The 12,886-nt window shown below is 55.5% G+C and carries 13 protein-coding genes; 9 read left to right on the forward strand and 4 right to left on the reverse strand.

The window, feature by feature from the left end; all coding sequences use genetic code 11:
* Nucleotides 1-13 precede the first annotated feature (13 nt).
* The 6 genes from pyrG to queE all read left to right on the forward strand — a co-directional run bounded on the left by pyrG (nucleotide 14) and on the right by queE (nucleotide 5,643).
* The gene (gene pyrG, locus BBB56_RS14595; RefSeq protein WP_123801676.1) at nucleotides 14-1,651 is read left to right on the forward strand and encodes a glutamine hydrolyzing CTP synthase; all 1,638 of its coding nucleotides are present in this window, start codon (nucleotides 14-16) and stop codon (nucleotides 1,649-1,651) included.
* 76 nt (nucleotides 1,652-1,727) lie between these two features.
* Nucleotides 1,728-3,026 carry a phosphopyruvate hydratase gene (eno, locus tag BBB56_RS14600; RefSeq protein WP_123801677.1) on the forward strand — a complete coding sequence of 433 codons (1,299 nt, stop codon included), beginning with the start codon at nucleotides 1,728-1,730 and terminating at the stop codon, nucleotides 3,024-3,026.
* A gap of 403 nt (nucleotides 3,027-3,429) precedes the next feature.
* The gene (gene tssD / locus BBB56_RS14605; RefSeq protein ID WP_123801678.1) at nucleotides 3,430-3,921 is read left to right on the forward strand and encodes a type VI secretion system tube protein TssD; all 492 of its coding nucleotides are present in this window, start codon (nucleotides 3,430-3,432) and stop codon (nucleotides 3,919-3,921) included.
* Between the two features lie 11 nt (nucleotides 3,922-3,932).
* Nucleotides 3,933-4,301 (forward strand): tlde1 domain-containing protein, encoded by a 369-nt coding sequence (locus BBB56_RS14610; protein WP_123801679.1) that lies wholly within the window; start codon nucleotides 3,933-3,935, stop codon nucleotides 4,299-4,301.
* A complete protein-coding gene (locus tag BBB56_RS14615; protein ID WP_123801680.1) occupies nucleotides 4,298-4,759 on the forward strand; it encodes a hypothetical protein in 462 nt (153 codons plus the stop codon). Before BBB56_RS14610 ends, BBB56_RS14615 begins: the two co-directional genes overlap by 4 nt.
* A gap of 212 nt (nucleotides 4,760-4,971) precedes the next feature.
* Entirely contained in the window at nucleotides 4,972-5,643 is a 672-nt protein-coding gene (gene queE / locus BBB56_RS14620) for a 7-carboxy-7-deazaguanine synthase QueE (protein ID WP_123801681.1), read from the forward strand.
* A 38-nt stretch (nucleotides 5,644-5,681) separates the two neighbouring features.
* Here the strand turns inward: queE and BBB56_RS14625 are convergent, their stop codons facing one another.
* Complete coding sequence (locus BBB56_RS14625; protein ID WP_123801682.1) at nucleotides 5,682-6,278, reverse strand: inorganic diphosphatase; 597 nt, start codon at nucleotides 6,276-6,278, stop codon at nucleotides 5,682-5,684.
* 118 nt (nucleotides 6,279-6,396) lie between these two features.
* Entirely contained in the window at nucleotides 6,397-6,759 is a 363-nt protein-coding gene (gene queD, locus BBB56_RS14630; RefSeq protein WP_199756247.1) for a 6-carboxytetrahydropterin synthase QueD, read from the reverse strand.
* 294 nt (nucleotides 6,760-7,053) lie between these two features.
* Here queD and cysJ point away from each other — a divergent pair, with 294 nt between their 5' ends.
* From cysJ to BBB56_RS14645, 3 genes are read left to right on the forward strand one after another with little or no spacing between them, the layout of a single operon-like run.
* A complete protein-coding gene (cysJ, locus tag BBB56_RS14635; RefSeq protein WP_123801684.1) occupies nucleotides 7,054-8,865 on the forward strand; it encodes an NADPH-dependent assimilatory sulfite reductase flavoprotein subunit in 1,812 nt (603 codons plus the stop codon).
* Nucleotides 8,865-10,589: an assimilatory sulfite reductase (NADPH) hemoprotein subunit gene (gene cysI, locus BBB56_RS14640; RefSeq protein WP_123801685.1), complete on the forward strand. Its 1,725-nt coding sequence runs from the start codon at nucleotides 8,865-8,867 to the stop codon at nucleotides 10,587-10,589. The genes cysJ and cysI overlap by 1 nt, the downstream gene beginning before the upstream one ends.
* The gene (locus BBB56_RS14645; protein WP_123801686.1) at nucleotides 10,586-11,320 is read left to right on the forward strand and encodes a phosphoadenylyl-sulfate reductase; all 735 of its coding nucleotides are present in this window, start codon (nucleotides 10,586-10,588) and stop codon (nucleotides 11,318-11,320) included. The genes cysI and BBB56_RS14645 overlap by 4 nt, the downstream gene beginning before the upstream one ends.
* 37 nt (nucleotides 11,321-11,357) lie before the next feature.
* On the opposite strand, the gene BBB56_RS14650 is transcribed toward BBB56_RS14645, so the two are convergent.
* Both BBB56_RS14650 and BBB56_RS14655 read right to left on the reverse strand, forming a co-directional pair.
* A complete protein-coding gene (locus BBB56_RS14650) occupies nucleotides 11,358-11,642 on the reverse strand; it encodes a YciI family protein (protein WP_123801687.1) in 285 nt (94 codons plus the stop codon).
* Nucleotides 11,643-11,650: 8 nt separating this feature from the next.
* Entirely contained in the window at nucleotides 11,651-12,670 is a 1,020-nt protein-coding gene (locus BBB56_RS14655) for an aminopeptidase (protein ID WP_123801688.1), read from the reverse strand.
* Nucleotides 12,671-12,886: the final 216 nt, after the last annotated feature.

Genomic DNA, 12,886 nt, shown 5'->3' on the forward strand with positions numbered 1-12,886 from the left:
TCTCAGGTTCAGCATGACAACGAATTATATTTTTGTGACCGGCGGGGTCGTTTCCTCTCTGGGTAAAGGCATTGCCGCAGCCTCCCTCGCAGCCATTCTCGAAGCTCGTGGTCTGAATGTGACCATCATGAAGCTGGATCCCTACATCAACGTCGATCCGGGCACCATGAGCCCTACCCAGCACGGTGAAGTCTTCGTCACCGACGACGGGGCCGAAACCGATTTGGATTTAGGTCACTACGAGCGCTTCATCCGCACTAAAATGACGCGCCGCAACAACTTCACCACCGGTCGTATCTACTCTGAAGTGCTGCGCAAAGAGCGTCGCGGCGACTATCTCGGCGCGACCATTCAGGTTATCCCGCATATCACCAACGCCATTAAAGAACGTATTATCGAAGGTGGCGAAGGTCATGACGTCGTTCTGGTGGAGATCGGCGGAACCGTAGGTGATATCGAATCGCTGCCGTTCCTTGAGGCGATTCGCCAGATGGCGGTTGACGTTGGCCGCGAGCACACCATGTATATGCACCTGACGCTGGTGCCTTATATGGCGGCAGCGGGCGAAGTGAAAACCAAACCGACCCAGCACTCGGTGAAAGAGCTGCTCTCTATCGGTATTCAGCCGGACGTGCTGATCTGCCGTTCCGACCGCGCCGTGCCGGCAAACGAACGCGCCAAAATCGCGCTGTTCTGTAACGTGCCGGAAAAAGCGGTCATTTCGCTGAAAGATGTCGACTCTATCTACAAAATCCCTGGCCTGCTGAAATCGCAGGGCCTGGATGACTATATCTGCAAGCGCTTCAACCTCAACGCGCCGGAAGCCAACCTGTCCGAATGGGAGCAGGTGATCTATGAAGAGGCTAATCCGGGCGGCGAAGTCACTATCGGTATGGTCGGCAAATATGTCGAACTGCCGGACGCCTACAAATCCGTTATTGAAGCGCTGAAGCACGGCGGCCTGAAAAATCGCGTCACGGTGAACATCAAGCTGATCGACTCGCAGGACGTCGAGACGCGCGGCGTCGAAATTCTGAAAGATCTGGATGCGATTCTGATCCCCGGCGGCTTCGGCTACCGCGGCGTGGAAGGCAAGCTGATGACCGCGCAGTACGCGCGTGAAAACAACGTGCCGTATCTGGGCATCTGTCTCGGCATGCAGGTCGCGCTGATGGAGTTCGCGCGCAACGTCGCCGGGATGGAAGGCGCCAACTCCACGGAATTTGTGCCAGACTGTAAATACCCGGTGGTGGCGCTAATCACCGAATGGCGCGATGAAAACGGCAATGTGGAACAGCGTACGGAAAGCAGCGATCTGGGCGGCACCATGCGCCTCGGCAGCCAGCAGTGTCAGCTGACGCCGGACAGCAAAGTTCGCCAGCTGTACGGTTCCGATACTATTGTTGAGCGTCATCGCCACCGCTACGAAGTTAACAATCTGCTGCTGAAGCCGATTGAAGCCGCAGGGCTGCGTATTGCCGGACGTTCTGGCGACGATCAGCTGGTTGAGATCATTGAGATCCCGAACCACCCCTGGTTTGTCGCATGTCAGTTCCACCCGGAGTTTACGTCAACACCGCGCGACGGTCATCCGCTGTTCGCCGGCTTTGTTAAGGCCGCGCAGGATCACCAGAAGCGTTTAGCGAAGTAAGTTTCACGAGCAACGCGCGAACTTTTCGCGCGTTGTTTGTCTTAGGATTGACTAACTTGTACTGAGGAAAATCGTAATGGCCAAAATCGTTAAAGTCATCGGTCGCGAAATCATCGACTCCCGCGGCAACCCGACTGTAGAAGCGGAAGTACATCTGGAAGGTGGTTTTGTTGGTCTGGCAGCGGCACCGTCAGGCGCTTCTACCGGTTCACGCGAAGCGCTGGAACTGCGTGACGGCGACAAATCCCGTTTCCTTGGCAAAGGCGTAACTAAAGCAGTTGCTGCGGTTAACGGTCCGATTGCTGACGCGGTAAAAGGCAAAGACGCGAAAGATCAGGCGAACATTGACAAGATCATGATCGACCTGGACGGTACTGAAAACAAATCCAACTTCGGCGCAAACGCCATCCTGGCGGTTTCTCTGGCAGCCGCGAAAGCCGCCGCCGCCTCTAAAGGCCAGCCGCTGTATGAGCACATCGCTGAGCTGAACGGCACCCCAGGCAAATTCTCTATGCCGCTGCCGATGATGAACATCATCAACGGCGGCGAGCACGCCGACAACAACGTCGACATCCAGGAGTTCATGATCCAGCCGGTTGGCGCTTCAACAGTTAAAGAAGCTATCCGCATGGGTTCTGAAGTGTTCCATCACCTGGCGAAAGTGCTGAAGGCGAAAGGCCTGAACACCGCTGTAGGTGACGAAGGCGGCTACGCGCCGAACCTGGGTTCCAACGCCGAAGCGCTGGCCGTTATCGCAGAAGCGGTAAAAGCAGCAGGCTATGAGCTGGGCAAAGACATCACCCTGGCGATGGACTGCGCAGCGTCTGAATTCTACAAAGACGGCAAATACGTGCTGGCTGGCGAAGGCAACAAAGCCTTTACCTCTGAAGAGTTCACTCACTTCCTGGAAGATCTGACCAAACAGTACCCGATCGTCTCTATCGAAGACGGCCTGGACGAGTCAGACTGGAACGGCTTTGCTTACCAGACCAAAGTGCTGGGCGACAAAATCCAGCTGGTGGGCGACGACCTGTTCGTTACCAACACTAAGATTCTGAAAGAAGGTATCGAGAAAGGCATCGCTAACTCCATTCTGATCAAATTCAACCAGATCGGTTCTCTGACCGAAACCCTGGCTGCGATCAAAATGGCCAAAGACGCTGGCTACACCGCGGTGATTTCACACCGTTCAGGTGAAACCGAAGATGCGACCATCGCCGACCTGGCGGTAGGTACCGCAGCAGGCCAGATCAAAACCGGTTCTATGAGCCGTTCTGACCGCGTGGCTAAGTACAACCAGCTGATCCGTATCGAAGAAGCGCTGGGTTCAAAAGCGCCTTTCAACGGTCTGAAAGAAGTAAAAGGCCAGGCGTAATCGCCTGCTGATGCCGTCGCCTGACGGCATATGCCTGAGACAAAGCCCCGCCTTGCGCGGGGCTTTTGTTTTTTTACTGATTCCATTAAAGGATTGATGCAGTTTTTAGAAAGATGATCCTGAGCATTTATCCCGTGTCGCAAAGGTGGCGTTTTGAAATAGTAATGACACACTGAGAATAATAGACAAATAAAACTCCGTATTTGACAACATGTCCTCCATAAAAGATAACGAAGTTAACTTATTAATATGGGCTTGAAATTAAATATGTAGATTCATGAGTATTTAAAGTGTGATTTTAACTCTTATGGTTAATTTTTTACGTCATAATGATTTAAATCATCATTTTTTTATTTTTCCTGACGTAGGTTGAATTCTTTTGTTAACTCAAGGAACGTCAGCTATGGCTCTACCCATTTATCTTTGGATTTACGAGGAAGAGGGCGAGTTACTAAAGGGAAGCGTCGAAGGTTACGGCCGGGAAGGGAGTATTGAAATAGTGGGTATGCAACACGATATTTCTCTGCCTACAGACAATATCAACGGTGCCATTACCGGAGCACACCAGCACGAGGCTTATACTTTCGAAAAACAAATTGACTCATCTTCTCCGCTTTTGTATCGGGCACTTACCACCGGCCGCACTCTGGCAAAAGCGATATTCAAATATTACCGTATTAATTATAACGGGAGCGAAGACAAGTATTTCAAAGTGGTTCTGGATAAAGTGAAAGTATGCCATGTCGTGCCCATTATGTTTAATGTAAGAGATACGGATTTCGAGAGTTACGGGCATATTGAACATGTGGGATTACACTATGAGAAAATTCACTGGAGCTATCTGGATGGAAATATTCAGCATGCTGATTGCTGGAAAGAGTTTAAAATCGCATAAGGAGAGCGATAATGGCCAAATGGATATACAAGCAAAGCACAGGAGAACTGTTTCAGGATGGTAAGTTAATTGAGAAAGGCTATTCTGGTGTGCTTACTAACAAAAATAATCCTGACCGCGAACAGGTTCGAGGCATGGGACCCATTCCACGCGGAATCTGGAAAATAGGCAGCACCGGCACCAGCAAAGGTCCACTTACCATTACGCTAATTCATATCAGCGGCGAAACGTACAACCGAGATATGCGCACTTTCCGTATCCATGGCGAAAAAGTTCACGGCGTTCCCGGCTTTGCCTCTTCAGGCTGTATAATCATGTATCCTCATACGCGCCTGTTGGTGAGCAAGGATCGGGGTGCTTATCTGGAGGTTATACGATGAAGTGGATAGCCACACTCCTTGTGCTGCCTGCCTTTGCACTGGCTACACCCTCGCCTGATACCGCTGCAAAAAACAGTTTAACACCTTCAGACTGGCGATATGTCGCACAAAAGGTAGCGGCAGGTGACGGCGCCTGGCTTGGCGCTGTTCCTGACCTTGCAGTAAAAGCCGATCGTAAACAAGCCGATCAGCTTGAAGAGGCATTAGCTACTGCTCTGCCGATAAATCCCAGGGGCGTTTTAGCGGTTTTACACAGGCTGGACGCAGGCTCCTGGCCTCACATGAGCGGTACGAATATTGTTTGTACGCGGATGGTCGTACAGCCAGGGAAAGCCGCGTCAGAATATTATACTGCTGCGCGCTGGGCCTTGCTTAGTGAGCCTGGCGGGGCCGAATGCCTCTGGAATCTGGAGGGCATTTGGGAAGAAGTGAACCAGCAGAAAAATAACGCTGAATAAGATTTTTTGAAAATTGAAAACTTTGCATGCCAGCCAGCGTAGGCAATATGAGAAGAACCAGAGTTGCTTTCCACTTCGCCTCTTTGCCGCCTGGCAGGCTATGCCAACTGGCAAAGAGCTATTTCTTGCGCACAGAAAAGGCACATCGCGTGGTTGAGCTGCGCGGCAAATCTGCCATAATCAGCGCCCTGTTTTTTACTAGCGAGTCCGTAATGCAATACCCGATTAACGAAATGTTCCAGACGCTCCAGGGAGAGGGATTCTATACCGGCGTTCCGGCCATCTTTATCCGCTTACAGGGATGCCCGGTGGGTTGTAGCTGGTGTGATACCAAACATACCTGGGAGAAGCTGGCCGATCGGGAAACGGCGCTAGGCGATATTCTGGTCAAAACGGTGGAAACGGATGCGTGGGGCAACGCCGATGCGGCGCTGCTGGTTGAGACCATTCAGCGCCAGGGCTGGACGGCGCGTCACGTGGTCATTACCGGCGGCGAACCGGCAATTTACGATCTGCGTCCGCTGACCACGGCCCTGGAAGCGCAAGGCTTTCAGTGCCAGATCGAAACCAGCGGCACCCATGAGGTGCACTGTTCAGAGAACACCTGGGTCACGGTATCGCCAAAGGTGAATATGCGCGGCGGCTATGACGTGCTGGCGCAGGCGCTACAGCGTGCGGATGAGATTAAACATCCGGTGGCGCGCGAGCGTGACGTCGAGGCGCTGGACGCGCTGCTGGCGACGCTTACCGACAGCAAAGCGCGCATTATCGCGCTACAGCCGATCAGCCGCAAAGATGAGGCCACCAGGCTTTGCATCGAAACCTGTATTGCGCGCAACTGGCGTCTTTCGATGCAGACCCACAAGTATCTCAATATCGCCTGACGGAACAGCGCAGGGCGGCGACCGCCGCCCGTTTATCCTTACTGCTTCGCTTTATAAGCGTCAAATGCCTTTTTAATCTCGTTCTTCGCGGCTTCCGCGCTTTCAAACCCGTTGAGTTCGACCTTCTTTCGGCCATCCGGCAGCTGTTTATAAACGCGGAAAAAAGCCTGTAGACGCTCCTGCTCGATCTTGGGCAGATCGCTCAGGCTTTTGATGTCGTCATAGGTCGGATCAATCTTGCTGGTCGGCACCGCGACGATCTTGTCGTCCACTTCACCGCCGTCGATCATCTTCAGGACGCCGATGGCGCGCAGTTTGATCAGCGTGCCGGGCTGCAACGGCGCGCGGGTATAAAAGATCACGTCGAGCGGATCGTTATCGCCGCCCAGCGACTGCGTCAGCGATCCGTAGTTGGCCGGGTAGACGACCGGCATCGACTGAAAGCGATCCGCAACGATAAAACCGGTTTTCGCATCGGTCTCATATTTAATCATGCCGCCAGCCGGAATTTCAGTGACGGCATAGAACGCTTCCGGCAGGTTGTCAGGCTGAGGAAAGTCGAGGACGTTTTGCGCCTGAACGGCGGCGGAGGCGCTAAAAAGCAGCGCCATAGCGGCGATAGACTTAAGGTTCATCGTTGATTCTCTTGCTGTTTAATCAGGAAGAGAACAACGTAGAGAGAGCAGATGACAGGCAGATGACAACGCGCTAAAGAAGCGCGTGCGGGCTGCGCAAACAGCAGCCCTGACGGGATTACCCTTTATAGACGCAGCCAGCGGTACAGGTTTCTTTGATCATGACCGCGCTCAGCTCAGGCAGAAGCGGCTTCATCTCATCCCAAATCCACTTTGCCAGCACTTCGCTGGTGGGATTTTCCAGACCGGGGATGTCATTCAGGTAATGGTGATCGAGGCGCTCATAAAGGGGCTTGAACGCCGCCTTCAGTTCGGCAAAGTCCATTACCCAGCCGGTATGCGCATCCACTTCGCCGGTAATTTCCAGTCGCACCAGAAACGAATGGCCATGCAGGCGACCGCATTTGTGTCCTTCCGGTACATTAGGAAGGTGATGCGCGGCTTCGAACTGGAACTCTTTAAACAGTGTGGTAGACATAATGGTTCTCAGGCTTAAAAACAGAGAAATTCTACCTGAAAAGCAGAATTTTCGCACTCGCATCGCTATAAAGGGGCATTTTCAGGAGAAGCCGAAGAGATTAACTTCTTAAGTAAATGAAAATAAGCGCTTTTCTATACCAGTTTTACTGATTATACCTACCCAAAAAACCACTTAGTCATTTTGGTTATTTATTATGTCGAAGCCGTATTTAATCGTTAATATACGGGCCGGTAACCTACCACTCTTTCCCGCTACTTCACGGTCCGGACTTCAGACACTGGAATTTTTAACGCGATGACGACTCAGGCACCCCCAGGTTCTCTGCTCCCGCTCAACCCGGAGCAACTTGCGCGCTTACAGGCGGCAACGACTGATTTTTCTCCCACCCAGCTGGCGTGGATCTCTGGCTACTTCTGGGGAATGATTAATCAGACGCCCGGCAGCGTGGCAACCAGCGCGCCAGCGGCAGCGGCAGCGGAGATCCCGGCGATTACGCTGATCTCGGCTTCGCAAACCGGCAACGCCCGCCGTGTGGCGGAGCAGCTGCGCGACGATCTTCAGGCGGCAAAGCTGAACGTTAAGCTGGTCAATGCCGGTGATTACAAGTTCAAGCAGATCGCTCAGGAGAAGCTGCTGGTGGTGGTGACCTCCACTCAGGGCGAGGGCGATCCGCCGGAAGAGGCGGTCGCGCTGCATAAATTTCTGATGTCGAAAAAAGCGCCGAAGCTGGACGGCGCCGCGTTTGCGGTGCTGGGCCTCGGCGACACCTCCTATGAATTTTTTAGCAAAGCCGGTAAAGACTTCGACAGCCGCCTGGCTGAGCTGGGCGCAGAGCGCCTGCTGGATCGCGTGGATGCGGATGTGGATTTCGCCGAAGCGGCAGCGAACTGGCGCAGCGCGCTGGTTGAGGTGCTGAAACAGCGCGTGCCGAGCGAAACGCCCGCGCAGGCCGTCGCCACCGCGAGCGGCAGCGTTAACGAAGTGCACAGCAGCCCCTATACCAAAGAGGCTCCCCTGACCGCCAGCTTTGCCGTTAACCAGAAAATTACCGGCCGCAACTCCGATAAAGACGTGCGTCATATTGAGATCGACCTGGGCGATTCCGGTCTGCGCTATCAGCCCGGCGATGCGCTCGGCGTCTGGTATGAAAACGATGCCGCGCTGGTCGAAGAGCTGCTGGGTCTGCTGTGGCTAAAAGGCGATGAGCCGGTACAGATCAACGATGAAACCCTGCCGCTCAGCGACGCGCTGCGAAAGCACTTCGAGCTGACGGTGAACACCGCGCAGATTGTTGAGCAGTATGCCGCGCTGTCGCGCAATGAGACGCTGCTGGCGCTGGTGGGCGACAAGGCGAAGCTGCAACATTACGCGCAGACTTTCCCGATTGTCGATATGGTGCGTAATGCGCCGACCGAACTCAACGCGGAACAGCTGACCTCGCTGCTGCGTCCGCTGACGCCGCGTCTCTACTCTATCGCCTCGTCGCAGGCGGAGAACGAAACCGAAGTGCATATCACCGTGGGCGCGGTGCGCTTCGACATCGACGGCCGCGCTCGCGCAGGCGGCGCCTCCAGCTATCTGGCCGATCGGCTGGAAGAGGATGCGGACATCCGCGTCTTTATCGAGCACAACGACAACTTCCGTCTGCCGACCAACCCCGACGCGCCGGTGATTATGATTGGACCGGGTACCGGCATTGCGCCGTTCCGCGCCTTTATGCAGCAGCGCGACAATGACGGCGCAGGCGGCAAAAACTGGCTGTTCTTCGGCAATCCGCACTTTACCGAAGACTTCCTTTATCAGGTCGAGTGGCAGAAGTACGTTAAAGACGGCCTGCTGACCAATATCGACCTCGCCTGGTCGCGCGACCAGGAACAGAAGGTTTATGTTCAGGACAAAATCCGCGCCAGAGGGGCGGAAGTATGGCGCTGGATTGAAGAGGGCGCCCATATTTATGTCTGCGGCGACGCCAACCGTATGGCGAAAGACGTCGAGCAGGCACTGCTGGATGTGGTGGTCGAACACGGCGCAATGGATCGTGAAACGGCCGACGAATTTTTAAGTGAGCTGCGCATTGAGCGCCGTTATCAGCGAGACGTTTACTAATGAGCGAAAAACACCCTGGACCGCTGGTTGTTGAAGGCAAGCTGGTCGACGCTGAGCGTCTTAAAAAACAGAGCAACTATTTACGCGGCACTATTCTGGAAGACCTTGATGATGGTCTGACCGGCGGATTCAGCGGCGACAACTTCCTGCTGATCCGTTTCCACGGCATGTACCAGCAGGATGACCGCGATATTCGCGCCGAACGCGCCGAGCAGAAGCTGGAGCCGCGCCACGCCATGATGCTGCGCTGCCGTTTGCCGGGCGGCATTATTACGCCGACGCAGTGGCTGGCGATCGATAAGTTCGCCACCGAGAAGACCCTGTACGGCAGCATCCGCCTGACCAACCGTCAGACATTCCAGTTTCACGGCATTCTGAAAAAGAACGTGAAGCCGTCGCATCAAATGCTGCATGAGGTGGGTCTCGACGCGCTGGCGACCGCCAACGATGTGAACCGCAACGTACTCTGCACCTCAAACCCGGTCGAGTCGGAGCTGCATCAGGAAGCTTACGAGTGGGCGAAGAAGATCTCTGAGCATCTGCTGCCGCGCACCCGCGCCTATGCGGAGATCTGGTGGGACAAAGAGAAGGTCGCGACCACCGATGAGGAGCCGATCCTCGGCGAGACCTATCTGCCGCGTAAATTCAAAACCACCGTGGTGATCCCGCCGCATAACGATGTGGATCTGCACGCCAACGATCTTAACTTCATCGCGGTTGCCGAGAAGGGCAAACTGATCGGCTTTAACCTGCTGGTGGGCGGCGGTCTGTCGATTGAGCACGGCAACAAGGCGACCTATGCGCGCACCGCCAGCGAAATCGGCTATCTGCCGCTGAGCAAAACGCTGGAGGTCGCGGCTGCGGTCGTCACCACGCAGCGCGACTGGGGCAACCGTACCGATCGTAAAAACGCCAAGACCAAATACACCCTGGAGCGCGTTGGCGTCGAAACCTTCAAAGCGGAAGTGGAAAAGCGCGCCGGTTTGACCTTCGAACCGATTCGCCCGTATGAATTCACCACGCGCGGCGACCGTATTGGCTGGATTAAGGGTATCGACAATAAGTGGCACCTGACGCTGTTTATTGAAAACGGCCGCCTGCTGGACTATCCGGGGCGTCCGCTGAAGAGCGGCATCGCCGCCATCGCGCGCGTGCATCAGGGCGATTTCCGCCTGACGGCCAACCAGAACCTGATCGTGGCCGGCGTGCCGGAGAGCGAAAAGGCGAAAATTGAGGCGATTGCGCGCGAGCATGGCCTGATGGAGAGCGTCACCGCGCAGCGTGAAAACTCGATGGCGTGCGTAGCCTTTCCAACCTGTCCGCTGGCGATGGCCGAGGCCGAGCGCTTCCTGCCCGACTTCGTCACAAAAGTGGAAGAGATTATGCATCGCCACGGCGTGGGCGAAGAGCACATAGTGTTACGCGTTACCGGTTGTCCCAACGGCTGCGGGCGTGCCATGCTGGCGGAAATCGGACTGGTGGGCAAAGCGCCGGGCCGTTATAACCTGCATATCGGCGGCAACCGCATCGGTACGCGTATTCCGCGCATGTATCGCGAGAACATTACGGAAAGCGAGATCCTCGCCAGCATCGACGAGCTGGTAGGCCGCTGGGCGCAGGAGCGCCTCGGCGATGAAGGCTTCGGCGATTTCACTATCCGCGCAGGCATTATCAAGCCGGTCGTCGATCCGGCACGCGATTTCTGGGATTCGGAGGCAGTATGAGTCAGTTCGACCTCGCAGCACTGAGTGAAATGAACAAAGTTGAGCGCACGCTGGCGCTGGCGGCCACCAATGCGCAGCTGGAGAAGCGCTCGGCGGAGGAGCGCGTCAGCTGGACGCTGGAGAATCTGCCGGGGGCGTTTGTGCTCTCCTCAAGTTTTGGCATTCAGGCGGCGGTGTCGCTGCATCTGGTTACGCGCCAGCAGCCCGATATTCCGGTGATCCTCACCGATACCGGCTACCTGTTCCCCGAAACCTATCGCTTTATTGATGCGCTGACCGACCAGCTTAATCTGAACCTGAAAGTGTTTCGCGCCGAAACCTCGCCAGCCTGGCAGGAAGCGCGCTACGGCAAACTGTGGGAGCAGGGCGTCGAAGGCATTGAGCAGTACAATCAGATTAATAAGGTTGAGCCGATGAACCGCGCCTTGCAGACGCTGGGCGCGCAGACCTGGTTTGCCGGACTGCGTCGCGATCAGTCCGGCAGCCGGGCGAATTTGCCAGTGCTGAATGTGCAGCGCGGCGTGTTTAAAGTGCTGCCGATTATCGACTGGGACAATCGGCAAATTCATCAGTATCTGCAACAGCACAATCTTAAATACCATCCGCTGTGGGATGAGGGCTATTTGTCGGTCGGCGACACTCATACCACGCGTAAATGGGAGCCAGGCATGGCGGAAGAAGAGACGCGCTTCTTCGGTCTGAAGCGCGAGTGCGGACTGCACGAAGGCTAAATAACGGCCGCGCCGTGATAAGCGGCGCGCCTGCGCACTATATTCCCACCAGCGCGGCGAAATCGTCGGTCGCGCGCGTGACGTTCAGCTTTGTCACCTCATAGTTGGCCACCGCGACAAAAGGATCTTCCGCCAGAATGGCATCCAGCCGTGCGCGATCCATCTCTTTTGCCAGCACTATGCCGCCGGTACGCGGGTCCTTACGGCCAGCCGCAATAAACGCCCCCGCGGCGAAATAGCGATCCAGCCACTGAATATGCGGCTCCAGCAGCGCTTCAACCTCTTCAACCGGACGAAAATAACTTAACGAGACGATATACATAGTGATCCTCACACTTTGGGATTGGTCAGTTCGCCCAGCAGCGGCAGCAATACGCTGACGCTGTCGCGCGTGCGTATCGAGATGCGTCCCGGCAGCCAGCGATCCAGATAGCTGAGATTATCACGGTCGGTCTGATGACGCGTGGTGCCCTCCGGGAAGTGCGATGAACGGCTGCGCTGCTGTGCGCCATCCCGGTTGCCCAGCATCCAGTTGCTTGCCGTCACGTCCAGCAGGGGAAAGCCGGCCTTATCAAAGGCATTGATGCCGAGGTAGTCGCGCGCGGCGATTTGATGACTGGCGGCGGGGATGCCGAGCTGCTGCGCCAGGCGCAGCGCGCGTTCGCTGGTCTGCTTGCGCACCGCGCGCGGCGTGTTGATGCCGCTGTTAAAGTAGAGGCGATCGCCCGTAATCAGGCTGTTCAAATCAATTACCAGCAGCGTGTTCTTTTTCTCTTTTTCGCTCATGCGCGCAACATAATCCTGCATGCCGCCCAGCGACGCCTCGCCTGCGCTCAGCGCGACAAAACGAATGCCGTAGTGCAGCGGCCGCTGGCTCAGCTGCTGCGCCAGCTCCAGCATAATGCCCAGTCCGGAGGCGTTATCGTCAACGCCCTGCAAGCGCAGGCCGCCAAGATTATGCTCCGCGTCGCTGCTGCTGAGCGGCGTCCAGGTATCAAGATGCGCCACGATCAGGATCTCCTGCGGGGCGCTTCCCGCGCGAGCGGCAATCACCGAGGTTGCGGTGATCTTGTGCCAGCGTAGCTCGCCGCTCTTTTCACGCCAGCGATAGCCGGTATTAAACTGACGCGTATTACTCTGAAAACCCAGCGCGCTGAACTGCTGCTGGAGATAGTCGGCAGCCATCATTTCGGCCGGACTGCCGCTCATGCGGCCGGGAAAATAGGTGGCGATGTGGCGGAGCTGCTGCTCGGCAAAGTGTCCAGGCGCGACGCTGGCGGCCTGGGCAGGCAGAGCAAAACCGCAACTCAACAGCGCAGCCAGCGCGGTCAGGCGGAGAAAGGCAAACATGCTGTGTTCCTTGTGAGGGCATCCCATAACAAATACGGCAAATTTTTTTCGCTGTTTAGTATGAAACTGTGATCGCCATTAAACAATTTGATTTGCACCGAAAGCCTTGCCAGATCATCTGTTAAGCACATTTTGTTATGACCTTGCCCGGTGCGTTATTCCATTCGGTAACTACTCATTCCAATTCGTAATTTCATCTGCCAGAAGGGCGCAACG

Origin of the sequence: Candidatus Pantoea deserta (genome assembly GCF_003813865.1) — a bacterium.
GTDB lineage: Bacteria > Pseudomonadota > Gammaproteobacteria > Enterobacterales > Enterobacteriaceae > Pantoea > Pantoea deserta.

Coding starts and splice junctions, on each gene's coding strand:
- pyrG (WP_123801676.1), top strand. CDS start 14: ATGACAACGAATTATATTTTTGTGACCGGCGGGGTCGTTTCCTCTCTG.
- eno (WP_123801677.1), top strand. CDS start 1,728: ATGGCCAAAATCGTTAAAGTCATCGGTCGCGAAATCATCGACTCCCGC.
- tssD (WP_123801678.1), top strand. CDS start 3,430: ATGGCTCTACCCATTTATCTTTGGATTTACGAGGAAGAGGGCGAGTTA.
- BBB56_RS14610 (WP_123801679.1), top strand. CDS start 3,933: ATGGCCAAATGGATATACAAGCAAAGCACAGGAGAACTGTTTCAGGAT.
- BBB56_RS14615 (WP_123801680.1), top strand. CDS start 4,298: ATGAAGTGGATAGCCACACTCCTTGTGCTGCCTGCCTTTGCACTGGCT.
- queE (WP_123801681.1), top strand. CDS start 4,972: ATGCAATACCCGATTAACGAAATGTTCCAGACGCTCCAGGGAGAGGGA.
- BBB56_RS14625 (WP_123801682.1), bottom strand. CDS start 6,278: ATGAACCTTAAGTCTATCGCCGCTATGGCGCTGCTTTTTAGCGCCTCC.
- cysJ (WP_123801684.1), top strand. CDS start 7,054: ATGACGACTCAGGCACCCCCAGGTTCTCTGCTCCCGCTCAACCCGGAG.
- cysI (WP_123801685.1), top strand. CDS start 8,865: ATGAGCGAAAAACACCCTGGACCGCTGGTTGTTGAAGGCAAGCTGGTC.
- BBB56_RS14645 (WP_123801686.1), top strand. CDS start 10,586: ATGAGTCAGTTCGACCTCGCAGCACTGAGTGAAATGAACAAAGTTGAG.
- BBB56_RS14650 (WP_123801687.1), bottom strand. CDS start 11,642: ATGTATATCGTCTCGTTAAGTTATTTTCGTCCGGTTGAAGAGGTTGAA.
- BBB56_RS14655 (WP_123801688.1), bottom strand. CDS start 12,670: ATGTTTGCCTTTCTCCGCCTGACCGCGCTGGCTGCGCTGTTGAGTTGC.